Below are 26335 nucleotides of genomic sequence, written 5' to 3' on the forward strand. Positions count from 1 at the left end.
CCCCTCGCTGTCTGGGTCGAGGACACCGTGGGGCTGGCCGTGGAGGAGCCCGGTGGGCGGCTCGTCCGCCGCCCCCCGCTGACGATCCCGCAGGCGTCCGGGCTGCTGGCCGAAGCGAGCGGGGAGCCCGCCGAGGCCTGTCACCGTGCCATCGAGACAGTGCTGCGCGTCGGAGCGAGGGCCAGGCACCGGGAGCTGGACAGGCCCCTGTTCGCCTTCCGGCTGCACCAGTTCCTGTCCAAGGGCGACACCGTCTACGTCAGCTTCGAGCCGCCCGGCCGCCGCCACCTCACCAGCCAGTACCAGACCCGGGTCCCTGATCACCGCGACAAGCCGCTCGTCCCTCTGCACTTCTGCCGCGACTGCGGCAAGGAGTACCTGGTGGTCACTCGCCCCGCCGAGCACGAGGGCGCGGTGTTCGAGGCTCGGGAGGACCCGGACGCCCCCGCCGCCGACGGCGACGGTTTCCTCTACGTCAGCGACGACCGGCCCTGGCCCGACGTGCATGACGAGGGCGCCGTGTTCCGGCGCCTCCCGGCGAGCTGGGTCGAGACCGACGACGACGGCCGGTCGACGGTCCTGAAGACCCGGTCGGGAGATCTTCCCCAAGAGGTGTGGATCGGCCCGGACGGCCGGGCGACCGAGCCCGGCACGGGCCTGCGCGCCTGGTGGATCGCCGCACCCTTCCGCTTCTGTCTCCACTGCCGCACCTCGTACGAGCAGCTGAGGCTCAAGGACCTCGCCAAGCTGGGCACCTTCTCCGCGGAGGGCCGCAGCTCCGCCGTCTCCCTGATCAGTTCCCGCGTCGTGCGTTCCCTGCGCGACCAGCCGGACCTGACGAAGAAGGCACGCAAACTGCTCACCTTTGTCGACAACCGGCAGGACGCCAGCCTCCAGGCCGGCCATTTCAACGACTTCGCCCTGGTCAGCCAAGTACGTGGCGCGCTGTACCGGGCCCTGGAATCGGCGGGGGAGCAGGGTCTGACCTACGACCGGCTCCCCCAAGCGGTGTTCGATACCCTCGCCCTTCCGCTGGAGACGTACGCCAAGGCGCCGTGGGCTCCGTACGCCTCGGCGTGGGCGATGGCACCCTCCAGCTGACGATCACCCCCAAGGTCCCGGTCGACCGTCTCCTCCACCTCGTCTCCTATGCCCCGAGCGCGTCGACTTCGATCCGCGCCCGGTCACCGCCGACGCCCGCCCGGACCTCCTTCCGGCCCTAGCGCACGCCTTCGTTTCCGCCGCCGAACGCGCCCTGCTGCACGGCGTCCTCCACGACTACCGGGAGACGTACGACACGCTGCCCGTCGTCCGGGGCCGCATCCGCCACGCCGACCAGCTTCGCCGCAGACCGGGTGTCCCCGTGCCCCTGGAAGTCGCCTACGACGACCACACGCCCGACATACCGGAGAACCGACTCCTCCTCGCCGCCGCCCGCCGCCTCCTGCGCGTGCCCGGCCTCGACCCCGAACCGCGCTCCGCCCTCCAGCGCCTCACCGCCCGGCTCGACGGAGTCCCGCTCCTGCCCGCCGGGGCCCCGTCACCCCGCTGGACCCCCGACCGGCGCAACGCCCGCTACGCCCACGCCCTCGTCCTCGCCGAACTCGTCCTGCGCGGTGCCTCCTACGAACTCGGTGACGGCCGTGAGATCGCCGTCGACGGGATGCTCGTGACCATGTGGCGCCTCTTCGAGGCCTACCTGGCCCGCGCGGTCGGCGAGGCCCTGCGCCTGCGCATCGGGGGCAGGCCCGAACCGCAGGACCGGAACTTCTCCCTGGACGTCGCGGGCAGACACGCCCTCAAGCCCGACCTCGTGCACTACCTGCCGTCGCCTCGCGACGGGGCGATGCGCCAAGCCGTCGTCCTGGACGCCAAGTTCAAGACCAGACCGCAGCGGGGTGACCTGTACCAAATGACCGCGTACTGCGTACGCCTCGGTCTCGCCGAGGGGCATCTCGTCTACGCCTCCGGCAGGCCAGGAGTCGTGGAGGTACCGGTGGGGGAGGGGCGGCTGAGGATCTGGCGACACGTCGTCTATCTCTCCCGCCCTTGGCGGAGTCTGGCCTCGGACATCGACGCCCTCGCCGCGTCGGTCGACACCGCACGCAGCGGCCCGGACACGCGTAGGTGAGCCGTTCCGGTAACCAAAGAGTGACGGGGCCCGCGGTCCGCCCCGTTCGGGCTTCCGGCCGCCCCGGATCACGAGAAGTGGTCCGGCTGTAGGGACCCGACAGGACGTGCAGCGTGTCGCTGTCGACGCCCGATTCTTTGCGGGGCGGGCGGTACCGATAGGTTTCCGAGGTACCACGTCCGCTATCGAAAGGGTGATCCGTTGAGCCGCTCGGTTCTCGTCACCGGAGGCAACCGGGGCATCGGCCTCGCCATCGCCCAGGCGTTCGCCGACGCCGGAGACAAGGTCGCGATCACGTACCGGTCGGGTGAGCCGCCGGCCGCCCTGACCGCATTGGGCTGCCTCGCCGTCAGGTGCGACATCACCGACACCGAGCAGGTGGAGCAGGCCTACAAGGAGATCGAGGCCCAGCACGGCCCGGTCGAGGTCCTCGTCGCCAACGCCGGCGTCACCAAGGACCAGCTCCTGATGCGGATGTCCGAGGAGGACTTCGCGTCGGTCGTGGACACCAACCTCACCGGCACCTTCCGCGTCGTCAAGCGTGCCAACCGCGGCATGCTGCGGGCCAAGAAGGGCCGCGTCGTCCTGATCTCCTCGGTGGTCGGGCTGCTCGGCTCCGCGGGGCAGGCGAACTACGCCGCGTCCAAGGCCGCCCTCGTCGGCTTCGCGCGTTCCCTCGCCCGCGAGCTCGGCTCGCGCAACATCACCTTCAACGTCGTGGCGCCCGGTTTCGTCGACACGGACATGACGAAGGCCCTCAGCGACGAGCAGCGCGAGAACATCGTGAAGCAGGTGCCGCTGGGCCGGTACGCCCAGCCCGAGGAGGTCGCCGCGACGGTGCGGTTCCTCGCCTCGGACGACGCCTCGTACATCACTGGAGCCGTCATCCCCGTTGACGGCGGACTGGGAATGGGTCACTGAACGACATGAGCGGAATTCTCGAGGGCAAGCGCGTCCTGATCACCGGTGTGCTGATGGAGTCCTCCATCGCCTTCCACACCGCCAAGCTGGCCCAGGAGCAGGGCGCGGAGATCATCCTGACCGCGTTCCCGCGGCCCACCCTGACCGAGCGCATCGCCAGGAAGCTGCCCAGGCCCACCAAGGTCATCGAGCTCGACGTCACCAACGACGAGCACCTCGGCCGCCTCGCCGACGTCGTCGGCGAGGAGCTGGGCGGCCTGGACGGCGTGGTCCACTCCATCGGCTTCGCGCCGCAGGACGCCCTCGGCGGCAACTTCCTCAACACCCCGTTCGAGTCGGTCGCCACGGCCATGCACGTCTCGGCGTTCTCGCTGAAGTCGCTGACCATGGCCTGCCTGCCGCTGATGCGGAACGGCGGCTCCGTCGTCGGCCTCACCTTCGACGCGCAGTACGCCTGGCCGCAGTACGACTGGATGGGCCCGGCGAAGGCCGCTTTGGAGGCCACCAACCGCTACCTCGCCCGCGACCTGGGCAAGCAGAACGTGCGCTCCAACCTGATCTCGGCCGGCCCGATCGGCTCGATGGCCGCCAAGTCCATCCCGGGCTTCAGCGAGCTCGCCCAGGTCTGGGACAGCCGCGCGCCCCTGGAGTGGGACCTCAAGGACCCCGAGCCGGCCGGCCGCGGTGTCGTCGCCCTGCTCAGCGACTGGTTCCCGAAGACCACCGGCGAGATCATCCACGTCGACGGCGGTCTGCACGCGATCGGCGCGTAGGGCCCGTGGGGGGGCCGCCGGTCCCGGTCCGCCGGACCGGCGCGACGCCCCTGACGTGCACTTTCGTACGGTGACGACGCCCCGTTCCCCGCAGTGCGCGGGGGGCGGGGCGTCACCCGTTCGGCCCTGCCGGCCGGGCGCGGGCGGCAGGGGGCGGCGCACCCTGGAGTACGAGTTCCGCACGTTCCCCCTCCCCCGTACGGCCGAGGAGGTACCACTTGTGCGTCTTACCCCACGCTCCGCCCTGCTGCCGGCCGCTCTGGCCCTCCTCGTCGCGCTGCCCTCGCAGGCGTCGGCCGCGCACGTCGCGAAGACCGTCCCCCACGCGCGCGTGGGCGACGACCGGCCGTCCGGCGCCGAGTGCCGTACGAGGATCGACGGCTCCCACGCCACCGCCTACTGCCACAACCCCTTTCCGGAGGTCGACCGGGTCGCCCTGCACGTCGAGTGCGACCGCTGGTGGGACATCGACAGCGACGGCTCACCGGTCCTCGTCGGCCCGGCCGAGACCGTGCGGCTGACGGGACGCTGCTGGAAGGAGATCCGCGCGGTCTGGGTCAGCCACCGGCCGTGAGGGCCAGGACCTGACCGTCGCCCCGCACCGCCGGGCCGGGGCTGAACGGGCCGGGAAGCACTGAGCGCTCAGCCCATGTCGCCCTGGCCCGCGGGCCGCTCCGGCGCCCCCGGCCGCGGGCGGCCCGGCCGGCACAGGAACGGGTAGCCGGCCGCCCGGGCCGCCGCCGTCTCGGGGTCTCCTGCGCGGATCGCGTCGACGAGCCGCGCGTGGTCCATGTACGTCTCCGGCGTCAGCTCCTCGCCGACGTCCTCGCGCAGCCAGTCCCGCAGCACCTCGACGAGGTCCGCGTACAGCGCCTTCATGACCTCGTTGCCGGACGCCGCGACCACGGCCAGGTGGAAGGTGGCGTCGGCGGTCACGAAGGCCTCCGTGTCACCCGACTCCCATGCCTCCTCGCGGCGTACGAGCAGCGCGTCCAACTGCTTGAGATCGCGCTCGGTGCGCCGCTCGGCGGCCAGCTTCGCCGCGCTCGACTCCAGCGTGGAGCGCAGTTCCGCGACGTGCCGGGGATCGGCGTCGGCGAAACGGCGGTGCATCACGCCCGCCAGTTCGCTGGTCGCCGCCACGTACGTGCCCGAGCCCTGCCGGCTGTCGAGCAGGCCGTTGTGGGCGAGCGCCCGTACGGCCTCGCGGACGGTGTTGCGGGCCACCCCGAGCTGCTCGACCAGCTCCGGCTCGGTGGGGATGCGGGAGCCGACCGGCCATTCACCCGAGGTGATCTGCGTCCGCAGCTCGGAGATGACCTGCTCGGACAGGGCCGATCGGCGGGGGTGGCTCAGCGGCATGACGGTCCTTCGTGGGGCGCTGCGTGCCCGGCCCTGTGTGTGGCCGGTGGCTCCGGAGAGTAGCGGAAGGGCAGTGGACAGCCATTCATCCCATGATTCTATGATGGCGTCATGGCTACCGAGGAGACCCGGGCGACGACGTCCGCACCGATACGCAGCTCCGCCGGCACGGAGCCCGAGGCCCGGACGCACCCCACGCGCGCGTGGGCGACGCGTCTGGTGGTGGTCGGCATCGTCCTCACGGCCCTCAACCTGCGTCCCGCGATCACCAGCCTCGGTGCCCTCCTCGAAGAGGTGCGCGACGGGCTCGGCATGAGCGGCAGCGTCGCCGGACTCCTCACGTCGGTACCCCCGCTCTGCTTCGCCGTCTTCGGCGTCATGGCCCCCCGGCTGGCCCGCCGCTTCGGAACCGCGGCGGTGGTCGGCGCCGGCATGGCCGCCATCGCCTCGGGCCTGCTGATCCGCCCCTACGTGGGGGGCACCGCCGGATTCCTCGCGGCCAGCGCGCTCGCCCTCATGGGCATCGCCGTCAGCAACGTGCTGATGCCCGTCATCGTCAAGCACTGGTTCCCGGACCGGGTCGGCTCCATGACCGGCCTGTACTCGATGGCGCTCGCGCTCGGCACGTCCGCGGCGGCCGCGGTGACCGTGCCCGTCACCGACGCCCTCGGCGGCAGCTGGAGGTCCGGACTCGCGCTCTGGGCCGTCCTCGCCGCAGCCGCCGTACTGCCCTGGATCCCCCTGTCACGCGCGCGGGCCACCCTCCCGGGCGCCCCGGAGGGCCCCGCCGGGAGCGGGACGGGCGCCGACACCGGCGCCGGCCGGCCGGACGCCGACGGGCTGCGGATCACCCGGAGCCGTACCGCCTGGGCCCTCGCCGCGTTCTTCGGGCTCCAGGCCACCGCCGCGTACATCACCATGGGCTGGATGGCGCAGATCTTCCGCGACGCCGGTGTCCCCGCGCGCACCGCGGGACTGCTCCTCGCCGTCACCATGGTGATGGGGGTGCCGCTGGCCTTCGTCATCCCCCGGCTGGCCACCCGCCTGCCCCACCAGGGACCGATCGTCGTCGCGCTCGGCGTCTGCGGACTCGCCGGATACGCGGGCCTGTACTTCGCCCCCGAGGCAGGGGCCTGGGCCTGGGCACTGCTCCTCGGCGTCTCCAACTGCGCCTTCCCGCTGGCCCTCACCATGGTCGGCATGAGGGCCAGGACCCGCGCGGGCGTCGCCAAGCTGTCGGCCTTCGCGCAGAGCACCGGCTACCTCATCTCGATCCCGGGCCCGCTGCTCGTCGGCGTGCTCTACCAGCACAGCGGGGGCTGGGGCCTGCCGATCGCCCTGATGGCCGGGCTGATGGTCCCGCAGGTCGTGGCGGGCGTGCTCGCCGGACGCGACCGCACCGTGGAGGACGAGGCCGCCCGCTGAACCCCATGGCTCCGTCGCCCCGTCGCCCCGTCACCCCGGCGCGGCGGGGGCCGGCGGGGGGTGCGAGACTTGCCGTATGCCTGTGCTCGACCCGAACCCCCAGAACGGCCAGAAGAAGCTGATGCTCGTGCTCGGCGCGATGCTGGCCATCACCGTCATCATCGGCGTCATCGCGACGATCGCGTCGCCCTGACCGCCGCCCCGACCGCCGGACCCCGGCCGAGGGAGTCCGGTTCCGGCTCCCGCGCCGCCCGCCGGAGGTGGGGCTAACCCCCGATCCCCTAGGGGGCGGGTGTCAGGGTCAAGTGGGTGGATCACCGGATGGGTCGACGGCTCCGGATTCCGTAGATTTCCAGTGTGGCCGCGAAGACGTGGCGACACGGAGCAGCGGAAGACCCCTGGAGGCGGCATGCCGGCCCGAACGCACACCCGGCCCCACCCGGCGACCACGGGCCGCGTCGACATCCGGCTGCCCTGGTGGGCGCTCGCCCTTCCCGCGCTCGCCTTCGCGGCACTGCTCATGCTGATACTCAACCCGGCCGACGCCCAGGCCTCCGCCGGCGACCCCGGGATCGCCCACCTCTTCGAGCGCGCTCAGCAGGCCCTGACCCGCTGAGGCCGGCCCGGAGGACCACGTCCCGCCCTTCCCCGGGCCCTCGGGCGTCGATACGGAAGCACTCCGTCACCCGTAGTGGCAGAGCCTGCCAACTCCCTGCGCCCCGTGGCGTGTTTCGTGCGAAGCTGGAAAGCATGAGCGTCGCAGAATCCCGCAGGATCGTCCTCTTCCGGCATGCGAAAGCCGACTGGCCGCAAGTGTCCGACCACGAGCGGCCGCTCGCCGACCGAGGCCGTATGGACGCGGCCGTCGCCGGACGCAAACTGGCCGACACCGGCATCCCCCTCGACCTGGCCGTCTGCTCCACGGCGACCCGGACCCGCGACACCTGGAAGCTCGCCGTCCACGAGCTCCCGCACCGGCCGAAAACGGTCTACGAGGAGCGGGTCTACGAAGCCTCGCCCGGCGAGCTGATCGCCGTGCTCAACGAGACACCCGACGACGCGCAGAACGTGGTCCTCATCGGCCACAACCCCGGTATCCAGGGCCTCGCCGACATCCTGGCCGGAGAGGCCGAGGGCGACGCCCGCACCCGGATGAAGAGCCTCGGATTCCCGACGGCGGCCTACGCGGTCCTCACCTTCACGGGCTCCTGGAAGACCGTGGAGCCGGGAGTCGGCACGCTGACCGACTACTGGGCGCCGACCGAGTAACCCACATAACCCACGAGGCCCGGACAATCATGGGCCCGGCGCCGCGGCGCCGGGCCCGCCGTGACCGAACGGACTCATTGCGCGTCGTCGTCGTGCGTGTCTGCCGCCTCGACCTCTTCGCGGGTGACCCCGAGCAGATACAGGACGGTGTCGAGGAAGGGGAAGTTCACGGCGGTGTGCGCGGCCTGGCGGACGACGGGTTTGGCGTTGAAGGCCACCCCGAGGCCCGCCGCGTTGAGCATGTCCAGATCGTTCGCGCCGTCCCCGATCGCCACCGTCTGGACGAGCGGGACGCCCGCCTCGGCGGCGAACCGGCGCAGCAGCCGCGCCTTGCCCGCCCGGTCCACGATCTCGCCGACGACCCGCCCGGTCAGCTTCCCGTCGACGATCTCCAGCGTGTTGGCCTGCGCGAAGTCGAGCCCGAGCCGCTCCTTGAGATCGTCCGTGACCTGCGTGAAGCCACCCGACACGACACCCACCTGGAAGCCGAGCCGCTTCAGCGTACGGATCAGGGTCCGCGCCCCCGGCGTCAGCCGGACCTCGCTGCGCACCTTGTCCACGACCGACGCGTCGAGCCCTTCGAGAAGCGCCACGCGCGCGTGCAGCGACTGCTCGAAGTCCAGCTCACCGCGCATCGCCGTCTCGGTGACCTGGGCGACCTCCTTCTCGCAGCCCGCGTGGGCGGCGAAGAGCTCGATCACCTCGTCCTGGATGAGCGTCGAGTCCACGTCCATCACGACCAGCCGCTGGGCCCGCCGGTGCAGTCCGGACGCGACCACCGCGACGTCGACACCGAGCGCGGCGGCCTCGGTCGCCAGAGCGGTGCGCAGGGTCTCGGTCTCGGTGCCGGACACGGCGAACTCGACCGCCGTCACGGGGTACTTGGCGAGCCGGAAGATCCGGTCGATGTTGCCACCGGTCTCGGTGATCCGCGCGGTGATCGAGGCCGTCGACTCGGCGGTCAGCGGGTGCCCGAGCACGGTCACGACCGAACGCCCCAGCCCGCGCGGCATGTTGTCGCCGAGACCGGAGATGATCTCCGCCTGCATCTTCATCGACTCCGCCCAGCTGTGGACGGTCGCGCGCAGGTCTCCCGAGAGCCCGGCGGACGGCTCGGTCACGAGCGCGCACAGCACGATCCGGCCACGGGTGACGACCTGCTCGATGTCGACCACGTCGACGGAGTAGGCGGCGAGGGTGTCGAAGAGACCGGCGGTGATACCGGGCCGGTCCTTGCCGAAGATCTTGACGAGGAGAGTGGGAACGTCAGAGGTCTGCGAAGGGCTCATGGTGCTCCCACCGTATCCGGCACCCAGTGCCTTCCGCCCCTGAGGTCCGCCTGACGGACAGGGGAACATCGGCTGTCACCGCGGTGGCCCGCTTCCTGCCGGAGCGTGGCGGCCGCCAGGGGCTGTCGGTGCCATCCTCCCTCAGTCCTTCCCTCTCGGCCTCCTCCGTGCGGGCGGCCGCCCGCCCTCCGCGGAGGGCGGGGACGGCGGGGGAGACGCGGGCCGGGGTGCGGGTGGAGGGGTGGGCGGAACGGCGGACGGCGATGGCGGTGGTGGTGGCGGGGGCGGTGGCCGGTCGGGCGGCCCCGGGTGCGGGCGCCGGGCCGGGGAGCGTGGCGGCGGTGTCCAGGGTCCGGCCACCGTCGGCGCGCCGTAGACGTCGTCCGCCGGCCGGCCGTCCGGCTCGGGCACCTCCCGCCCCGCCCGGCCCGGTCCCCGCCGCTCCTCCTGCCCCGGTTCCCGACCGCGGGCGTCCCCCCGCCCGTGATCCCGGTCCGGGGCACCGTCCCCGTCGCGGCCCCGGCCACGCCCGTGCTCCCGGCCCCGCCCGGAGTCCCGCCCCCGGCCGGGCTGCCGGTACGGCACCTCGTCGCGTACCCCGTCCCGCAGTTCGTCCGGCAGCCGCAGATACGGGTTGGTGGCGGGGTTCGGCGGCCGGTAGGGCGCGCCCGGCTCGTACGGTCCCGGCAGTCCCGGGCCGCCCGGGACCGCGTCCGGCACCACCTTGGCACGCCGTGCCAGTGGCGCCGCCCGCCGCCCGGCCGCTCCGCTCGCGTGTGCGAGCAGCGCCCCCGCCGTCCCGGCACCCGCCCCCCACACCGCGCCCAGCAGCGAGGCCGCCCAGAGATGCCCGTGCAGCTCGACCCCGGCACCGAACGCGTCGAATCCGAGTACGGACACCGAGGCGTCCACGGACACGTCCGTCAACCGGGCGAGCAGCGGCAGTGCCAGCGCCGTGGCCACCCCGAGCCGAAGCGCGCAGCGCCCGGCGAACCCGGCGGCGCCCCCGCCTCGTACAGCCGTGGTGTCCTCGCCTCCCGCGGGCGCGGCACCCCGCCCGCCTCCGTACGGCGTACGCGCCGCGGTCAGGACTCCGGCGGTCAGCATCATGAGCGCGGCCGCGACCCCCAGCAGCCAGACGCGGCCGTCCAGTCCGGCGAGGCGCCCCAGGGTGACGGGCCGGTCGGAACCGGTGCTCAGCAGCTTGTCCAGCGGGTCGGGCAGGACGCTGACGAGCTCCCCCGTCGCCTTCCCGTCCCAGGGGACGAAGAGGCCGACCGGGAGGCCCAGCCACACCCCGTTCGGGGCGCCGAGCAGTGCCGCGCCCGCGATCCGTTTCGGGTGGTCGTCGCCGACCGCCGCGTAGGCGGCCGCCGCGAGCCCGGCCAGCACCGCCACCAGCACCACCGTGACCAGCGCGGACGAGGCCGGCCGCACCACCCGGTGCACGGCGTCCCAGCCGCGCGGCAGGGGAGTGCGGCGCGAGGCGAGCAGGGCGACGAGCAGGACGCCGGTGCACCAGACGGCGCCGCCGAGGAGCGTGGCCGCCGTGTCGACCGTGAAGGTGACCGCCGCCTCGGTGTCCGCCAGGCCGTCGAGCCCGTCGGGCAGCAGTCCGCCGATGTCCCCGAGCCCGCCGGGCAGTTTGTCCGTGATGCCGCCGAGGCCGCCCCCGCCGGGCACCCGGTCGAGGCCGAGCCGGGCGCCGTCGACGGTGATGACGTCGTGGCCGGCCCGGGTGAGGGCGCCGAGCACGGCGACGAAGAGCGCCACCACCGTCCCCGCGCGCGCGAGGAGTTCGCGCGGCGCGAGCACGCCGCTCACTCCGCGCAGGGAGCGCAGGAAGAACCAGGCGAGCAGGAGCGCGCCCACCAGACCGACGCCAAGTGGCGTGATCTGGACGGCCGTATGAGCCTCGGCGCCTTTCAGGCCGAAGGCGGACACATCGCCGGACGGAGTGACCGAACCACCCGCCCCAAGGGCCACCACCGCCGCGGTCATCGGCCCGAGGGAGCCCGCCGCGTCCGCGCCGAGCAGATGCAGCCCGAGGGCCGCTGTGCCCGCCATCCCGATCAACGCCCAGCTCACGGCGGCGATCGAGGACAGGAGCACATCGCCCCACGGCACCCTCCCGCGGTACTGCGCGGTCTTGTCCCTCATCGTCAGGCCCCCCGGTCCGCGTCGCGGCGATCCACCGCGGATGTCCCCCTCGCGTGGGATTACCACTCTCCGGGCCGGTTTCCACCCCGTCAACGGAAACGGGCAACCCGCCCGTAAGCGGTCTTCACGAGGCCCGACTTTCGGTCAGGGTGCTCCTACTGAAATAGTTCCCCACGATGTTCGACATCCCTAGACTCCCAGCGACGGGGGTATCTCGGGGGACAACTCAGTGGGGCATGGAGTGCCGGAACTCGTACTGGAATTGAATGGACGCACCTGGACGCTCGACGCGTCCAGGCAATACACCCTCGGACGCGATCCGCAGGGTGACGTCGTGCTCGACGACGCCAGGGTGTCCTGGCGTCACGCCACGATCAGCTGGAACGGCCGGAGTTGGGTCGTCGAGGACCACGGCAGCACCAACGGCACGTTCGTGCAGGGGCACCGGATCCATCAGATGGAGATCGGTCCGGGCTCGGCGGTGCACCTCGGCAACGCGACCGACGGTCCGCGGCTGAACCTCTCCGGCGCCGCCGGGGCCGCCCCGCAGCAGCAGGCGCAGCCCCAGCAGGCACAGGCGGCGCAGCCCCAGCAGCAGCCGTACGCGGCGCAGGGCGCGGGCGCCGGCTGGGCTCAGCAGGCTCCGCCGCAGCACCAGCAGGCGGCGGGGGCCGGCTGGCAGCAGCAGGGGCAGCCGCAGATCCCGCAGCAGCAGGGCCAGGGCCCGGCCGCGGGACACGCGCAGCAGGTGCCCGGTGGCGGCGCGGGGGCGCAGCCGGTGTACGGCGACCGCAGCCCGACCACGTTCCACCAGTTCTCCCTCGGCCGCGTGATGCGCATCGGCCGTGCCCTGGAGAACGAGCTGGTCGTCTCCGACCTTCAGGTCTCCCGGCACCACGCCGAGTTCCACGCGACGCCCGACGGCCGCTTCGAGATCCGCGACCTCGGCTCGCACAACGGCACGTACGTCAACGGCCAGCCGATCGCCAAGGGCGGCTCGGCGCTGCTCGGCCCGAACGACATCGTCGGCGTCGGCCACTCGACGTTCCGCCTGATCGGCGACCGCCTCGAGGAGTTCGTCGACACCGGTGAGGTGTCCTTCTCCGCCCGGCACCTGACGGTCACGGTCGACGGTGGCAAGCAGATCCTCAAGGACGTCTCCTTCGGCGTCCCGGAGAAGTCGCTCATCGCGGTCATCGGCCCCTCGGGCTCCGGCAAGTCGACGCTGCTCAAGGCGCTCACGGGCTACCGCCCGGCCAACCAGGGCGATGTCCTCTACGACAACCGGAACCTCTACAAGCAGTTCGCCGAGCTGCGCCAGCGCATCGGTCTGGTCCCGCAGGACGACATCCTGCACAAGGAGCTGACCGTCAAGAAGGCCCTCAAGTACGCGGCCAAACTGCGCTTCCCCGCGGACACCACCGCGCAGGAGCGCGAGGCCCGCATAGACGAGGTGCTGCGCGAGCTGAAGCTGGACATCCACAAGGAGAAGAAGGTCACCTCCCTCTCCGGTGGCCAGCGCAAGCGTGTCTCGGTGGCCCTGGAGCTGCTGACCAAGCCGTCGCTGATCTTCCTGGACGAGCCGACGTCCGGTCTCGACCCGGGCATGGACCGCGACGTCATGCAGCTGCTGCGCGGTCTCGCCGACGACGGCCGCACGGTCCTGGTGGTCACGCACTCCGTGGCCGAGCTGGCGATCTGCGACAAGCTCCTGGTGATGGCACCGGGCGGCTCCGTCGCCTACTTCGGTCCGCCGGAGGAGGCGCTGAACTTCTTCGGTTACGACACCTGGGCCGACGTCTTCTCCGCCTTCGAGAACTACCGCGACTACGACTGGGCGGGCCGCTGGAAGGGCTCGCAGCACTACCAGATGTACGCCGCGGACATCGACGCCGTCGCCCCGCAGTCGGTGCACATGCCGCCGCCGCAGGCGATCAGGCCGCCCAAGCCGCAGGGCTGGGGCTCGCAGCTGATGACGCTGATGCGCCGGTACGTGTCGGTCATCGTGTCCGACAAGGGCTTCCTGGCGCTGACGGTGATCCTGCCGGCGGTGCTCGGCGCGGTGAGCCTGCTCATCGACCCGGACAAGGGCCTGCTGGTCAACCCGCCGAACTCGAGGGGCATCCCCGTCCCGAACGGCACCGCCACCACGGTGCTGCTGATCCTCGCGGTCGGTGCGTGCTTCGCGGGCGCGGCCAACTCCGTACGCGAGCTGATCAAGGAACGGGTGATCTACGAGCGGGAACGCGCGACGGGCCTGTCCCGGTCGGCGTACCTGATGTCGAAGGTGATCGTGCTCGGCGCGATCACCGTCCTGCAGGGCGCGCTGGTCGGCGCCATCGGCTTCTCCAGCCGCGAGATCCCCGAGAAGGGCCTGGTGCTGGGCAACGGGGTGCTGCTGGAGCTCTCCCTGCCGATCATGGGTCTCGGGTTCACCTCGATGATGTTCGGCCTGGTCATCTCCTCGCTGGTGAAGACCGCCGAGAAGACGATGCCGCTGCTGGTGATGTTCGCGATCATCCAGGTGGTGTTCACCGGCTGTCTGTTCATCCTGCACGGCACGGTCGGCGTCAACGAGTTCTCGTACCTGATGCCGTCGCGCTGGGCGGTCGCCGCCGCCGGTACGACGCTGGACTTCAACAACATCAGCCCGAACACCGACGACCCCACGAGCACGGACCCGCTGTGGGACCACTCCGCGGCGGCCTGGGGCCTCGACATGATCGCCCTGCTCGCGCTGGGCGCGCTGTGCGGCTTCTTCGTGGCCCGCTTCCTGCGGCGCCACGAGCCCGAGGTCATGCGCAAGTAGCGGTCGCGCGCGCCGGTGGCCCGATGGCGGGGCGGACGCGGTCGCAGTGCGGAAGGGCGGCGCCCCCGAGGGGGTGCCGCCCTTCCGCGTCCCTGCTGAGACCCCTATGAGGTCCGCGCGCCTCGCGAGGCTCAGTAGGCGCTGTTGACGTTGTCGATCGACCCGTACTTGTCGGCCGCGTAGTTGGCGGCGGCCGTGATGTTGGCGACCGGGTCGTAGATGTTCGACGACGTGCCGTTGACGTGGTACGCGGCGAAGGTGGGCGGGATCACCTGCAGCAGACCCTTGGAGGGGATGCCGTTGATGGCGTTGATGTCCCAGTCGTTGATGGCCATCGGGTTGCCGGACGACTCGCGGATGATGTTCTTGTGCAGACCGTGGTACGAACCCGGGATGCCGTGCTTCTTCATGATGTCGAGGGACTCACGAATCCAGCCGTCCAGGTTGTTCGGGTAGGTCTTCGCCGCGACGGCCTCGACCTGCGGGCGCTGGGCGGACCGGCTGGCGGCAGCCTTCTTCCGGCGCTCCTGCTCGGCCTTCTTCTTCGCGGCGGCCTGCTTCTTCGCGGCGGCCTCGTCGGCTGCCTGCTTCTTCGCGGCGGCAGCCTTCTTCTTCGCGGCGATGGCCTCGGCCTTGAGGCTGGCGCCGGCCATCTGGTCGGTGACGCTCGCCTTGACGTCCTTGATCTGCGTGTCGCTCAGCGCGACCGGAGCGGACGAGGAGGCGGCGGCGACCTCGGTGGTGGTGTGCTCGCCACCGGGCACCGTGGAGACACCGAGGGCGGCGGCGCCGAGCAGGGCCACACCGGCGAGCGAGTATTTGTGGGTCTTGGTCAGCGCGGAAATATGACCAGGAGCGTTGATGAACTTGGGCATGACTGATGGACCTCTTCGAATAGCGCGGAGATCGCTCGGGGCCGGGGGGACAGGAAGTTTTTCCGGACGAACGCCGCGGGGGTTGAACCCGCGGCGCTGAGCGACGAGAGCAATTCTTAGCGGTCGCAAAATTCGAAGGCAAAGGTGTGACGTACGAAGTCGGATAGTTGACCCGAGAGGGTCAAAGCGGGGCAGAACGGTACGTCTGCCCCGCTCAAAAGGGGCAGACTATCTCCTATGCCCCTTCGTACGTGATGTGGGCCCTATGCCCGGCCTCACATGGCGCTCGCCCCGGTCTCACCCTTGGTTGCTGGCGCAATGCTCAGGGTGAGGGGTTTGGGCGGTATGTCGCGGCCCTTTCCGGAGGGAGCACGAGGTGCAGATCGCCGAACTCGTGCCACAGATAGCGCCCCTCGAGGGCCTCCTCGTACCCGCGGCCGACCGCCGCACGCCCCGCGACCGCCTCCAGCATCAGCAGATGCGAGGCCTCCGGCTCGTGCAGCCCGGTCAGCAGCCCGTCGACCACCCGCACCCCGCGCCGCGGCGTCACCACGAGATCCGTCCACCCCCGCGCGGCCCGGACCATCCCGTCCGCGCCCGCGGCGGACTCCACGGCCCGCACCGCCGTCGTACCGACCGCGACGATCCGGCCGCCCCCGGCCCGCGCCGCGTTGATCAGCCGGGCCGAGGTCTCCGCGACCGCGTACCGCTCCGGATACGGCGGCTCGTGCGCCTCCGCCGACGCCACCCCCGTGTGCAGCGTGACCGGCGCGAACTGCACCCCCCGGCTCACCAGCTCCGCCACCAGCCGCGCGGTGAAGGGCCGCGCCGCGCTCGGCATCTCCGCACTGCCCGCCCCGTCCCCGGACGGCAGCGCGAACACCGTCTGGTACACGGACAGCGGCTGGTCCCGCTCCGTGTAGGAGTAACGGATCGGGCGACCGTGCCGGCGCAGCAGCCCCGGGACGTCCGGGTCCGACACCCGCCCCCACCACAGCCGCCGCCCGTCCGGGGACAGCGGCTCCTCCATGACCAGCCGCACCCCCTCGGGCAGGGACACCTCCGTACCCGCGGGGCCTCCCGCACGCGCGCGCGTGGTGCCCCTGCCGTCCGGATCCCGCAGCTCCACCGCCCACCGGCCGTCGTCGCCCCGCGTGGAGAAGTGCACCACCACGCTCGCGTGCCCGGTTCGCCCGTCGACGGCGGCGGCCAGCGTGGGGGAGGTGTTGACGATCAGCAGGTCCCCGGCCCGCAGCTGCGCGGGAAGCTCCGCGAACGCGTGATGCGACACCCGTGTGCCGCGGGACACCAGCAGCCGCACGACGTCCCGGTCGAGCCCCGGCCCCCGCTGTTCGGCGGGGACCCGCGCCGACAGCTCCGCTGGCACCTCGAGCCCTCGTACCGGCTCGCGCGGGGGGATGCCCGCCACCGCCCTCACAGCCCCTCCCGCAGCGACGCCGCCGTGTAGCGGCCACTGGCCGGGCGCTGGTCCAGCAGCGCCAGGAAGGCCGGCACCACGCTCTCCGGCGCCGGGCGCGGGTCCCCGTCCCCGGGCACGGCGGCCGCGTACAGGTCCGTCGCCATGTCCCCCGGGTCGACCGCCCACACCCGCAGCCCGGGCTCCTCCACCCCCAGGACCGCCGCCAGCCGGTCCAGCGCCGCCTTCGACGCCCCGTACCCGCCCCAGGTCTCGTACGCCTCCACGGCCGCGTCCGAACTCACGGCGATGACCGCGCCGGCCTCCGACGCCCGCAACGACGGCAGCGCCTCCCGCACCAGCCCCAGGGCCGCGACCACATTGACCTCGAAGGCCCGCCACAGGCCCGCCGGCGCCAGATCCTCCAGCCGTACGAGCGGTTCGGCACCCAGCGCGCTCGCGTTGTTCACCAGCAGATCGACACCGCCCAGCTCCCGGGCCGCCGCCACCAGTTCCGTACGGTGCCCGGCGTCCGTGACGTCCCCCGCCACCGCCTCCACCCGTGTCCCGTATACGTCAAGGGCCCGCGCCGCCTCCTTCAGGTCCCCCGCGCCGCGCGCGTCCAGGACCAGGTCCCAGCCGCGTTCCGCAAGAGCCGCCCCCAGCGCGCGGCCCAGCCCCTTCGACGCCCCCGTGATGATCGCAACCGGCATGACATCCGTCCCCTCGTCACCGCACGTCCCTCACCGCACGCCCGTCCGGCGTGGCCGCCGCCGTCGGCGGTGATCCCCACGCTAGGAACCCGGACCACCCGTCCGCCTCGTGCGCCGGGCGCAGAGAGCCGGGGCCCTTCGGCCTAGGTCCACCGGCCCCCGCGACCGCCTCCCCGGGCCCGATACGCGCCGTCACACCCCGCCGGTACCTTGAGGTCATGAGTCACGGTCCCCGGTCCGGCCTGTACGCGGTGAGCTCCGCGCTGCTGGCCATGAGCAGGCACCTGGAGGTGCGCGACGTCCTCAAGACGATCGTCGCCTCGGCCCGCGAGCTGCTCGACGCGCAGTACGCGGCGCTCGGCGTCCCCGACGATCACGGGGGCTTCGCGCAGTTCGTCGTCGACGGCGTCAGCGACGAGCAGTGGAAGGCCATCGGACCGCTGCCCCGCCAGCACGGCATCCTCGCCGCGATGCTCCGCGACGCACGCCTGGAGCGTCTCGCCGACGTGCGCAGGGATCCCCGCTTCGAGGGCTGGCCCGCCGCCCACCCCGACATGTCCGACTTCCTCGGCATGCCGATCCGCGACGGCGACGAGGTCATCGGCGCGCTCTTCCTCGCCAACAAGAACCGCTCGGGCGAGCCGTGCGCCGGGCCCGGCGGCGACTGCGGCTTCACCGAGGACGACGAGGAACTCCTGACGATCCTCGCCCAGCACGCCGCGATCGCCCTCACCAACGCCCGCCTCTACGAGCGCAGCCGCGAGCTCACCATCGCCGAGGAGCGCTCCCGCCTCGCCCACGAGCTCCACGACGCCGTCAGCCAGAAGCTCTTCTCGCTGCGCCTGACCGCTCAGGCCGCCACCGCTCTCGTCGACCGCGACCCGCAGCGCGCCAAGGGCGAGCTGCAGCACGTGGCGTCGCTCGCCGCCGAGGCCGCCGAGGAACTGCGCGCCGCCGTCGTCGAGCTGCGCCCCGCGGCCCTGGACGAGGACGGACTCGCCGCCACCCTGCGCACCCACATCCAGGTCCTCGACCGCGCCCACTCCGCCCGCGTGACGTTCACCGGCCGCGGCGTCCGCGCGCTGCCCGCCTCCCAGGAGGAGGCCATGCTGCGTGTCGCCCAGGAAGCCCTGCACAACGCCCTGCGGCACTCCGGCGCCGCCCACGTCGACGTCACCCTGGACCGGCGGGACTGCGGAGCGGTCCTGCGCGTCACCGACGACGGCGACGGCTTCGACCCCCGGGCCATACGCAGCGCCGGACGCCACCTCGGCCTCGTCTCCATGCGGGACCGGGCCGGCGGCGTCGGCGGCCGTCTGACGGTGGAATCGGCGCCCGGCGAGGGCACCACGATCGAGATGGAGGTTCCTGGTGGCTGACGCAATCAAGGTGCTGCTCGTCGACGACCACCAGGTCGTCCGCCGGGGCCTGCGCACCTTCCTGGAGGTGCAGGACGACATCGAGGTGGTGGGGGAGGCGTCCGACGGCGCCGAGGGAGTCGCCCGCGCCGAGGAGCTGCGGCCCGACGTCGTCCTCATGGACGTGAAGATGCCGGGCATGGACGGCATCGAGGCACTGCGCAAGCTCCGCGAACTCGACAACCGCGCGCGCGTGCTGATCGTGACCAGCTTCACCGAGCAGCGCACGGTGGTCCCCGCCCTGCGCGCGGGCGCCGCCGGATACGTGTACAAGGACGTCGATCCGGACGCGCTCGCCGGCGCCATCCGCTCCGTGCACGCGGGGCACGTCCTGCTCCAGCCCGAGGTGGCCCTCGCGCTGCTCTCCCAGGAGGAGACGGGCGCGCCCCAGGGCAGGGGCGGGTCGCTCACCGAGCGGGAGCGCGAGGTGCTCGGCCTGATCGCCGACGGCCGTTCCAACCGGGAGATCGCCCGCGCGCTGGTCCTTTCCGAGAAGACCGTCAAGACGCACGTCTCGAACATCCTGATGAAGCTCGACCTCGCCGACCGTACGCAGGCCGCCCTGTGGGCTGTCCGTCACGGGGCGGCGGGGTGACTGGGCTGCGGCCGCCCCGGAGCCCGCGGCGGGCGGACACCCGGTACGGGCACGGCGTCCCGGCGGGCATCGCACGGTTCCCGTCCGGGATGAGATTCATACCGTCGGGTGTATGTCCCCCGGATGGCGCAACCTCCGGGCGCCGCAGCCGTTCTCCAGTGCGTCCCCGCGGCGTCCGCCGCGGTGATCGCTAGGAGGACTGAGAAGTGAAGAACCTGAAGAGGGCCACGGCTGTCGCGATGGTGGCCGGCGGGCTCGTCGCCGCCGGTGCCGGTATGGCCTCCGCCACCGACGGCGCGTGGGCGGGCGGCACGGCCGCGGGCTCCCCGGGCGTCGTCTCGGGCAACGTCGTACAGGTCCCGGTCCACGTCCCGGTGAACGCGGTCGGCAACACGGTGAACGTCATCGGCGCGCTGAACCCGGCCTTCGGCAACCTGGGCCTCAACCACTGAGGACCGGTGCCGCCCGGGCCCGCACCGCACGGCCGTACCCCGGCTCCCCAGGACCCCTGGGGAGCCGGTCGCGTCCCCGGCCCGCGCCGGCGGGCGCCAGGGATCCGCCCCTCAGCGCACCCCCCGCTCCCGCTCCTCCACGAACGCGTTGTACGCCGCGACCTGCGCCCGCCGGGCCGTCCGCTCCACCGGCCTGAGCGCCTCGGCCCGCGCCGCCATCTCCGAGGCGGTGACGGCCCCGCCGTGCCCGTTCTCGTACGCCACCGAGATCAGCAGACCCACACGCTGCGCCAGCTCCAGCACCCGCACCGCACGCGGCGGATACCCGGGCGCCAGCACCTCACGGCCCCGCTCGGCCCGCGCCCGGTACGCGTCGACCGCCGCCTCGGCGACCGGACCCGAAGCGGCCACGTCGAGCTGCGACAGCACCCGCGTCGCGTCGCGCAGCGCCTCCGCAAGCTCCCGCTCCGCCTCGCCCAGCGACGGCACGTCGGCGGGCGGCGCCTCCCGCACGGCGAGGCAGTGCCAGACGACCTCCACATGGACGTCACCGGCGGGACCCGCCTCGTACACCTCCGGCACGAGCCCCAGCGCGGCGCCCTGGCAGACGACCGCCTCCTCCGCCTCCAGGGCCCGCGCGTTGAAGTCCGGGGGCCCGCTCAGCCCGAGCGGATGACCCGGCGCGGGCAGCGCGACCCGCAGCCCCACCGCGCCGAGCCCGCGCAGCCGCCCCAGGGCGAGCGTGAGCCCCACGGGCCCCGACTCCCCGGGCAGCCCCTCGACCCGGTGCACGGCGTCCTCACCGACGATGGCGAGGACCGCGTCATCCGGAGACACAAATCCGGCCAACAGGGCATTTCCCCATGCGGCCAGCCGACCTGAACGTGGTTCCGAGAGCATGCCCCCAACCCTAAGGACCGACCGATGGACGGGAGCGGACGGCCGGTGGCGTAGATTTCACTGGGGGCTGCGTCCACAGACGTATGCGACGGCCGAGACTGCATTGGGAGACAGCGCGCTCATGAGCGATGTTCTGGAGCTGGAGGACGTATCCGTGGTCCGCGAGGGCCGGGCTCTGGTGGACCAGGTCTCCTGGTCGGTCAAGGAGGGCGAGCGCTGGGTCATCCTCGGCCCCAACGGCGCCGGTAAGACGACCCTCCTGAACGTCGCCTCCAGCTATCTCTTCCCCAGCTCCGGCCGGACCACCATCCTCGGCGAGACCCTCGGCAAGGTCGACGTCTTCGAACTGCGCCCGCGCATCGGCATCGCCGGCATCGCCATGGCCGAGAAGCTGCCCAAGCGCCAGACCGTCCTGCAGACCGTGCTCACCGCGGCCTACGGCATGACCGCCGGCTGGCACGAGGACTACGAGGACATCGACGAGCAGCGCGCCCGCGCCTTCCTCGACCGCCTCGGCATGAGCGACTACCTGGACCGCAGGTTCGGCACCCTCTCCGAGGGCGAGCGCAAGCGCACCCTCATCGCCCGCGCCCTGATGACCGACCCCGAGCTGCTGCTCCTCGACGAGCCCGCCGCCGGCCTCGACCTCGGCGGCCGCGAGGACCTCGTACGCCGTCTCGGCCGCCTCGCCCGGGACCCGATCGCCCCCTCCATGATCATGGTCACGCACCACGTCGAGGAGATCGCCCCCGGCTTCACCCACGTCCTGATGATCCGTCAGGGCAAGGTCCTCGCCGCCGGCCCCCTGGAACTCGAACTCACCTCCCGCAACCTCTCGCTCTGCTTCGGCCTCCCGCTCGTCGTCGAACAGGTCGGCGAGCGCTGGACCGCCCAGGGCCTGCCGATGGCGTGACCCCTCCCGTACACCGTCGCGCCTGATCGGCACCCTGTCCGCGGCGGACGACGGGTCCTACCATGGCCACGTGGACGACATCGACGCATGGGTGTGGTGGCTGATCGGCGCGGTCGGACTGGGCATCCCCCTCGTGGTGACCGCGATGCCGGAGCTGGGCATGCTCGCCGTCGGCGCCGTCGCGGGCGCCCTGACCGCGGGCGTCGGCGGAGACCTCGTCCTCCAGGTCCTCGTCTTCGTCGCCGTCTCGGTGGCCCTCATCGCCGTCGTGCGCCCCATCGCCAAGCGTCACCAGGACCAGCGCCCCCAACTCCGCACGAACATCGACGCCCTGAAGGGCAGACAGGCCGTCGTCCTCGAACGGGTGGACGGCTCGGGCGGCCGTATCAAGCTCTCCGGAGAGGTCTGGTCCGCGCGCGCCCTCGATGCCGGTCAGGCCTTCGAAGTGGGCCAGGAGGTGGACGTCGTGGAGATCGAGGGAGCCACCGCGATCGTCATGTGACCTCGCACGACGCAATGGAGGAGAACGCCCCACGCGGCAGGCGACGGTCTGTCAGACTCGACGAGCAAGATCTTCGACGAACATAAGATCTTCCGGACACACCGAGGCGCAGAAGGGTACGGGGAGCCACGATGGAACCCATCATCATCGTCCTGATCATTCTGGTGGTGCTGGTCTTCATCGCCCTGATCAAGACCATCCAGGTCATCCCGCAGGCCAGCGCCGCCATCGTCGAGCGCTTCGGCCGCTACACCCGCACGCTCAACGCCGGCCTGAACATCGTCGTCCCCTTCATCGACTCCATCCGCAACCGCATCGACCTCCGCGAGCAGGTCGTGCCCTTCCCGCCGCAGCCGGTGATCACCCAGGACAACCTGGTCGTCAACATCGACACGGTCATCTATTACCAGGTGACCGACGCCCGGGCCGCCACGTACGAGGTCGCGAGCTACATCCAGGCCATCGAGCAGCTCACCGTCACCACCCTGCGCAACATCATCGGCGGCATGGACCTGGAGCGGACCCTCACCTCCCGCGAGGAGATCAACGCGGCCCTGCGCGGCGTCCTCGACGAGGCGACCGGCAAGTGGGGCATCCGCGTCAACCGCGTCGAGCTCAAGGCGATCGAGCCGCCCACCTCCATCCAGGACTCGATGGAGAAGCAGATGCGCGCCGACCGCGACAAGCGCGCCGCGATCCTCACCGCCGAGGGCATCCGTCAGTCCCAGATCCTCACCGCGGAGGGCGAGAAGCAGTCCGCCATCCTGCGCGCGGAGGGCGAGGCCAAGGCCGCCGCCCTGCGCGCGGAGGGCGAGGCCCAGGCCATCCGTACGGTCTTCGAGTCCATCCACGCCGGAGACCCCGACCAGAAGCTCCTCTCATACCAGTACCTCCAGATGCTCCCGAAGATCGCCGAAGGCGACGCCAACAAGCTCTGGATCGTGCCCAGCGAGATCGGCGACGCCCTCAAGGGGCTGTCCGGTGCCTTCGGCAACTTCGGGGGGATGGGCGGCGGTTCGGGCAGCGGCGGACCCGCCGCGCCCACCGGACCCGGCCAGGGCGCCGGCGCGGCCTCCGGAGGCACGGAGCGGCGCGAGCGGCCGTCCATCACCGACTGACCCGGCACGCCGAGGGCCCGCTCTCCCGAGGGAGGCGGGCCCTTCGCACGGTCACGACCGGTCTACGCCGCCGACTGCGCCAGCCACTCCGGCAGCGCGTCCAGGTCGTCCCGGCCGAGCGCCAGCAGCATCGCGTCGGCCGGAGTCGGCTCGAACGGCTGCCGCAGCAACGGCATCCCCGCCTGCTCCGGCGTGCGGTTCGCCTTGCGGTGGTTGTCCTCCGCGCACGAGGCGACCGTGTTCAGCCAGGAGTCGGCGCCCCCCTGTGCCCGCGGCACCACGTGGTCCACGGTCGTCGCACGCCGGTCGCAGTACGCGCACCTGTGCCGGTCCCGCACCAGGACACCCCGCCTCGACCACGGAGCCCGTCTTCGGAAGGGCACCCGGACATAGCGGCAGAGCCTGATCACCCGGGGTGCCGGTATGTCGAGCGCCGCTCCGCGCATACGGAGCTCGGGGTGGGCCTGCTCGACGACGGCCTTGTCCTGCAGCACCAGAACGACGGCTCGGTTCAGCGTCACCGTCGACAGCGGCTCAAAGCTCGCGTTGAGTACCAGCGTGTCCCGCATTCCAGCCCACCTCCCGTGTGCACCGGCCCACCCCCTGGCGGGCTGGGGTCAACTCTGGCCGGGCACGCCGAGATGGACAACGCAATAAAAAAGTGCCCGCCCCTGATCAATTCCAAGACCAGAGGCGGGCAAACGTTCGGTGAACGTCAGTCTTCGGCGGGAGCCGCGTACTCACCGATCAGCTGGGCGCGCGCCAGCGTGTGGAACCGGAGGTTGAAACCGACCGCGGCCGGCGACGTGTCGGCGTCGGGGCCGAGTTTCTCCTGGTCCACCGCGTACACGGTGAACACGTAGCGGTGCGCCGGGTCGCCGGCCGGCGGCGCGGCGCCACCGAAGTCCCTCGAACCGTAGTCGTTGCGCACCTGGACCGCGCCCTCGGGCAGCCCCTCGAACGCGCCCGTGCCCGCACCCGTCGGCAGCTCGGTGACCGAGGCCGGGATGTCGAACACGGACCAGTGCCAGAACCCGCTGCCCGTCGGGGCGTCCGGGTCGTAGCACGTCACGGCGAAACTCTTGGTCTCCGGCGGAAAACCCTCCCACCGCAGCTGCGGCGAGGTGTTCCCGCCCGAGTAGACCTGAGCGTCCTTCAGCACCGCACCCGGCTCGACGTCCTCACTCGTGACCGTGAACGCCGGCACGGGCGGATGGAAGTCGTGGGGAAGCGGCGGCCTCCTGAGCTCGGACACCTCGGTACCTCCTGATCGGTTCCTGCTGATTCCGGGAAGACCCTCCCGACCCTAGAACCAGCTGCGCTTGCTGCCGACCTCCGACAGCCACTGGTTCAGGTACGCCGCCCAGTCGGTGCCCTGGTAGTCGTTCAGCCCGACCTTGAAGGCGCGGTACGAGTCGCTGCCCTCGCTGAACAGCCCCGGCTTCTTGTCCATCTCCAGGATGACGTCCATCTCACGGTCGTCGGACACGAAGCTCAGCTCGATCTGGTTCAGCCCCCGGTACTGCGACGGCGGGAAGAACTCGATCTCCTGGTAGAAGGGCAGCCGCTGGCGGGTCCCCCTGATGTGGCCGCGCTCCATGTCCGCGCTCTTGAAGCGGAAGCCCAGCTGGATGAAGGCGTCCAGGATGGCCTGCTGAGCCGGCAGCGGGTGCACGTTGATCGGGTCGAGGTCCCCGGAGTCCACCGCGCGGGCGATCTCCAGCTCGGTGGTCACGCCGATGTGCATCCCGCGCAGCGCCTGCCCGTCGATCATCGTGACCGGCGTCTCCCACGGGATCTCCAGCCCGAACGGCACCGCGTGCACCGCGCCGGCCTGGAGCTCGAAGGCACCGCCGAGGCGCGACTTGGTGAACTCGATGTCCTGCTTGTACTCCTGGTCGTCGTGGCCCTCGACCTCGACCTTGGCCTGGAGGCCGACCGACAGGCCCTCGATCGCCTGGTTCACGGACCCGCCCTGGATCCGCACCTCGCCCTGCACGACACCACCCGGCACGACGTTGACCTCGGTCAGCACCGTCTCCACCGAGGCGCCGCCGGCCCCCAGGCTCGCGAGCATCCGCTTGAACCCCATGTCACTTTCCTCCCCAGGCATCGCCTGTTACGTCTCGGTGTCCGGACCCTTGATCCCTGTAAACGCGAATGGGCCGTGCCCGGTTCCGTCTCCACCCTTACAAGAGGGACGCCGCCTGGCCACCCCGGCCCGAGGCCACCCGTCTGGGTTACGCTCGGACGTCATGATCGCGGCACCTGACCGTACGCCCCTCACGCGCGACTTCTTCGACCGCCCTGTCCTGGAGGTCGCCCCCGATCTGCTGGGGCGGGTCCTCGTACGCTCCACCCCCGACGGCCCGATCGAGGTGCGCCTCACGGAGGTCGAGGCCTACGACGGGGAGAACGACCCCGGCTCGCACGCCTATCGCGGACGCACGCCCCGCAACGCGGTGATGTTCGGCCCGCCCGGACACGTGTACGTCTACTTCACCTACGGCATGTGGCACTGCATGAACCTGGTGTGCGGTCCCGAGGGCCGGGCGGGCGGAGTCCTGCTGCGGGCCGGTGAGATCGTCGAGGGCGCCGAGCTGGCACGCACCCGCCGCCTCTCCGCGCGCAATGACAAGGAGTTGGCCAGGGGCCCCGCCCGCCTGGCCACCGCCCTGGGCATCGATCGGGCGCTCGACGGCACCGACGCCTGCGCTCCGGGCGCCGGCCCGGTGTCGCTGCTGACGGGTACGTCCCCCCGCGTCGACCAGGTGAGCAGTGGCCCCCGTACAGGAGTGGCCGGAGACGGAGGCGTCCACCCGTGGCGCTTCTGGATCACCGACGACCCGACCGTGAGCCCGTACCGCGCGCACACCCCACGGCGCCGACGCCGCTCAACTTGACGCACCCCTGGGCGATCCGTAATGTAGTCCGAGCCGTTTGACCCGGTGAGGCGTTCAGCCAGCAACCGGAAGCGGCCAAACCACTACCTACGACTTCCCCTCAACGGGGGCGCATTCGGTGTGCCTGCATGTCCGGATTCGAACTCGTTGAACTCGATTATGAGTTGCGGAGGGAATCGGCTAACGTAGTGAATGTCGAAAGGTCCCGGGGCCAAAACCCCGGACCCCAGACAAATCCCGCCGACAGGGAAATCGGACACGAAAGAGTCTGATAGAGTCGGAAACGCAAGACAGTAAGACCGAAGGGAAGCGCCCGGAGGAAAGCCCGAGAGGGTGAGTACAAAGGAAGCGTCCGTTCCTTGAGAACTCAACAGCGTGCCAAAAATCAAC

27 protein-coding genes are annotated in these 26335 nt (G+C 71.7%); 17 read left to right on the top strand and 10 right to left on the bottom strand.

All coding sequences use genetic code 11. The features are described from left to right. Nucleotides 1-27 precede the first annotated feature (27 nt). From ACFY93_RS27745 to ACFY93_RS27765, 5 genes are all read left to right on the top strand, one after another. Complete coding sequence (locus ACFY93_RS27745) at nucleotides 28-1101, top strand: hypothetical protein (RefSeq protein WP_391363964.1); 1074 nt, start codon at nucleotides 28-30, stop codon at nucleotides 1099-1101. Further along, nucleotides 1016-2131 (top strand): McrC family protein, encoded by a 1116-nt coding sequence (locus tag ACFY93_RS27750; protein ID WP_391364028.1) that lies wholly within the window; start codon nucleotides 1016-1018, stop codon nucleotides 2129-2131. The genes ACFY93_RS27745 and ACFY93_RS27750 overlap by 86 nt, the downstream gene beginning before the upstream one ends. A 201-nt stretch (nucleotides 2132-2332) precedes the next feature. Then, nucleotides 2333-3052 carry a 3-oxoacyl-[acyl-carrier-protein] reductase gene (fabG, locus tag ACFY93_RS27755; protein ID WP_391363966.1) on the top strand — a complete coding sequence of 240 codons (720 nt, stop codon included), beginning with the start codon at nucleotides 2333-2335 and terminating at the stop codon, nucleotides 3050-3052. 5 nt (nucleotides 3053-3057) lie between these two features. Beyond that, a complete protein-coding gene (fabI, locus tag ACFY93_RS27760) occupies nucleotides 3058-3825 on the top strand; it encodes an enoyl-ACP reductase FabI (RefSeq protein ID WP_391363968.1) in 768 nt (255 codons plus the stop codon). A 220-nt stretch (nucleotides 3826-4045) separates the two neighbouring features. Further along, nucleotides 4046-4399, top strand: a complete 354-nt coding sequence (locus ACFY93_RS27765; RefSeq protein ID WP_391363970.1) for a hypothetical protein — start codon at nucleotides 4046-4048, stop codon at nucleotides 4397-4399. Nucleotides 4400-4467: 68 nt separating this feature from the next. Here ACFY93_RS27765 and ACFY93_RS27770 read toward each other — a convergent pair whose 3' ends face one another. Continuing rightward, nucleotides 4468-5187 (bottom strand): FCD domain-containing protein, encoded by a 720-nt coding sequence (locus ACFY93_RS27770; RefSeq protein WP_391363972.1) that lies wholly within the window; start codon nucleotides 5185-5187, stop codon nucleotides 4468-4470. A 111-nt stretch (nucleotides 5188-5298) separates the two neighbouring features. Here ACFY93_RS27770 and ACFY93_RS27775 point away from each other — a divergent pair, with 111 nt between their 5' ends. From ACFY93_RS27775 to ACFY93_RS27790, 4 genes are all read left to right on the top strand, one after another. Next, a complete protein-coding gene (locus ACFY93_RS27775; protein WP_391363974.1) occupies nucleotides 5299-6612 on the top strand; it encodes a CynX/NimT family MFS transporter in 1314 nt (437 codons plus the stop codon). A gap of 76 nt (nucleotides 6613-6688) precedes the next feature. Continuing rightward, a complete protein-coding gene (locus tag ACFY93_RS27780; RefSeq protein ID WP_391363976.1) occupies nucleotides 6689-6805 on the top strand; it encodes an SGM_5486 family transporter-associated protein in 117 nt (38 codons plus the stop codon). A gap of 216 nt (nucleotides 6806-7021) precedes the next feature. Further along, nucleotides 7022-7228 (top strand): hypothetical protein, encoded by a 207-nt coding sequence (locus ACFY93_RS27785; protein ID WP_391363978.1) that lies wholly within the window; start codon nucleotides 7022-7024, stop codon nucleotides 7226-7228. A gap of 134 nt (nucleotides 7229-7362) precedes the next feature. Then, the gene (locus ACFY93_RS27790) at nucleotides 7363-7881 is read left to right on the top strand and encodes a histidine phosphatase family protein (protein ID WP_391363980.1); all 519 of its coding nucleotides are present in this window, start codon (nucleotides 7363-7365) and stop codon (nucleotides 7879-7881) included. A 74-nt stretch (nucleotides 7882-7955) separates the two neighbouring features. Here ACFY93_RS27790 and serB read toward each other — a convergent pair whose 3' ends face one another. Further along, complete coding sequence (serB, locus tag ACFY93_RS27795; RefSeq protein ID WP_391363982.1) at nucleotides 7956-9170, bottom strand: phosphoserine phosphatase SerB; 1215 nt, start codon at nucleotides 9168-9170, stop codon at nucleotides 7956-7958. Between the two features lie 141 nt (nucleotides 9171-9311). Then, a complete protein-coding gene (locus ACFY93_RS27800; RefSeq protein ID WP_391363984.1) occupies nucleotides 9312-11330 on the bottom strand; it encodes a streptophobe family protein in 2019 nt (672 codons plus the stop codon). Between the two features lie 229 nt (nucleotides 11331-11559). On the opposite strand from ACFY93_RS27800, the gene ACFY93_RS27805 reads away from it, so the two are divergent. Then, entirely contained in the window at nucleotides 11560-14139 is a 2580-nt protein-coding gene (locus ACFY93_RS27805) for an FHA domain-containing protein (RefSeq protein WP_391363986.1), read from the top strand. Nucleotides 14140-14270: 131 nt separating this feature from the next. Here the strand turns inward: ACFY93_RS27805 and ACFY93_RS27810 are convergent, their stop codons facing one another. The 3 genes from ACFY93_RS27810 to ACFY93_RS27820 all read right to left on the bottom strand — a co-directional run bounded on the left by ACFY93_RS27810 (nucleotide 14271) and on the right by ACFY93_RS27820 (nucleotide 17144). Then, a complete protein-coding gene (locus ACFY93_RS27810) occupies nucleotides 14271-15014 on the bottom strand; it encodes a transglycosylase SLT domain-containing protein (RefSeq protein ID WP_391363989.1) in 744 nt (247 codons plus the stop codon). A 322-nt stretch (nucleotides 15015-15336) separates the two neighbouring features. Beyond that, nucleotides 15337-16401 carry an S-adenosylmethionine:tRNA ribosyltransferase-isomerase gene (locus ACFY93_RS27815; RefSeq protein ID WP_391363991.1) on the bottom strand — a complete coding sequence of 355 codons (1065 nt, stop codon included), beginning with the start codon at nucleotides 16399-16401 and terminating at the stop codon, nucleotides 15337-15339. 47 nt (nucleotides 16402-16448) lie between these two features. Then, a complete protein-coding gene (locus tag ACFY93_RS27820) occupies nucleotides 16449-17144 on the bottom strand; it encodes an SDR family NAD(P)-dependent oxidoreductase (protein WP_391363993.1) in 696 nt (231 codons plus the stop codon). Between the two features lie 218 nt (nucleotides 17145-17362). Between ACFY93_RS27820 and ACFY93_RS27825 the strand changes: the two genes are divergently transcribed. From ACFY93_RS27825 to ACFY93_RS27835, 3 genes are all read left to right on the top strand, one after another. Further along, nucleotides 17363-18523, top strand: coding sequence for a GAF domain-containing protein (locus tag ACFY93_RS27825; protein WP_391363995.1), 1161 nt, complete (start codon nucleotides 17363-17365; stop codon nucleotides 18521-18523). Further along, nucleotides 18516-19157, top strand: coding sequence for a response regulator (locus ACFY93_RS27830; protein WP_391363997.1), 642 nt, complete (start codon nucleotides 18516-18518; stop codon nucleotides 19155-19157). The genes ACFY93_RS27825 and ACFY93_RS27830 overlap by 8 nt, the downstream gene beginning before the upstream one ends. Nucleotides 19158-19363: 206 nt before the next feature. Further along, nucleotides 19364-19609 carry a chaplin family protein gene (locus tag ACFY93_RS27835; protein WP_391363999.1) on the top strand — a complete coding sequence of 82 codons (246 nt, stop codon included), beginning with the start codon at nucleotides 19364-19366 and terminating at the stop codon, nucleotides 19607-19609. Nucleotides 19610-19720: 111 nt separating this feature from the next. Here the strand turns inward: ACFY93_RS27835 and ACFY93_RS27840 are convergent, their stop codons facing one another. Beyond that, entirely contained in the window at nucleotides 19721-20509 is a 789-nt protein-coding gene (locus ACFY93_RS27840) for a hypothetical protein (RefSeq protein ID WP_391364001.1), read from the bottom strand. Between the two features lie 121 nt (nucleotides 20510-20630). Between ACFY93_RS27840 and ACFY93_RS27845 the strand changes: the two genes are divergently transcribed. From ACFY93_RS27845 to ACFY93_RS27855, 3 genes are all read left to right on the top strand, one after another. After that, entirely contained in the window at nucleotides 20631-21422 is a 792-nt protein-coding gene (locus ACFY93_RS27845) for an ATP-binding cassette domain-containing protein (protein WP_391364003.1), read from the top strand. A gap of 70 nt (nucleotides 21423-21492) precedes the next feature. Then, nucleotides 21493-21924, top strand: a complete 432-nt coding sequence (locus ACFY93_RS27850; protein ID WP_391364005.1) for an NfeD family protein — start codon at nucleotides 21493-21495, stop codon at nucleotides 21922-21924. A 131-nt stretch (nucleotides 21925-22055) separates the two neighbouring features. After that, nucleotides 22056-23042: an SPFH domain-containing protein gene (locus ACFY93_RS27855; RefSeq protein WP_391364007.1), complete on the top strand. Its 987-nt coding sequence runs from the start codon at nucleotides 22056-22058 to the stop codon at nucleotides 23040-23042. Between the two features lie 62 nt (nucleotides 23043-23104). On the opposite strand, the gene ACFY93_RS27860 is transcribed toward ACFY93_RS27855, so the two are convergent. The 3 genes from ACFY93_RS27860 to ACFY93_RS27870 all read right to left on the bottom strand — a co-directional run bounded on the left by ACFY93_RS27860 (nucleotide 23105) and on the right by ACFY93_RS27870 (nucleotide 25134). After that, a complete protein-coding gene (locus tag ACFY93_RS27860; RefSeq protein ID WP_391364009.1) occupies nucleotides 23105-23611 on the bottom strand; it encodes an HNH endonuclease in 507 nt (168 codons plus the stop codon). A 146-nt stretch (nucleotides 23612-23757) separates the two neighbouring features. After that, nucleotides 23758-24297, bottom strand: coding sequence for a YbhB/YbcL family Raf kinase inhibitor-like protein (locus ACFY93_RS27865; protein WP_391364011.1), 540 nt, complete (start codon nucleotides 24295-24297; stop codon nucleotides 23758-23760). Nucleotides 24298-24348: 51 nt separating this feature from the next. Next, nucleotides 24349-25134 carry a sporulation protein gene (locus tag ACFY93_RS27870; protein ID WP_391364013.1) on the bottom strand — a complete coding sequence of 262 codons (786 nt, stop codon included), beginning with the start codon at nucleotides 25132-25134 and terminating at the stop codon, nucleotides 24349-24351. 163 nt (nucleotides 25135-25297) lie between these two features. Here ACFY93_RS27870 and ACFY93_RS27875 point away from each other — a divergent pair, with 163 nt between their 5' ends. Further along, a complete protein-coding gene (locus tag ACFY93_RS27875) occupies nucleotides 25298-25945 on the top strand; it encodes a DNA-3-methyladenine glycosylase (protein WP_391364015.1) in 648 nt (215 codons plus the stop codon). Nucleotides 25946-26335: the final 390 nt, after the last annotated feature.

Origin of the sequence: Streptomyces sp. NPDC008313 (genome assembly GCF_042956125.1) — a bacterium.
In the GTDB taxonomy this organism is placed as follows: domain Bacteria; phylum Actinomycetota; class Actinomycetes; order Streptomycetales; family Streptomycetaceae; genus Streptomyces.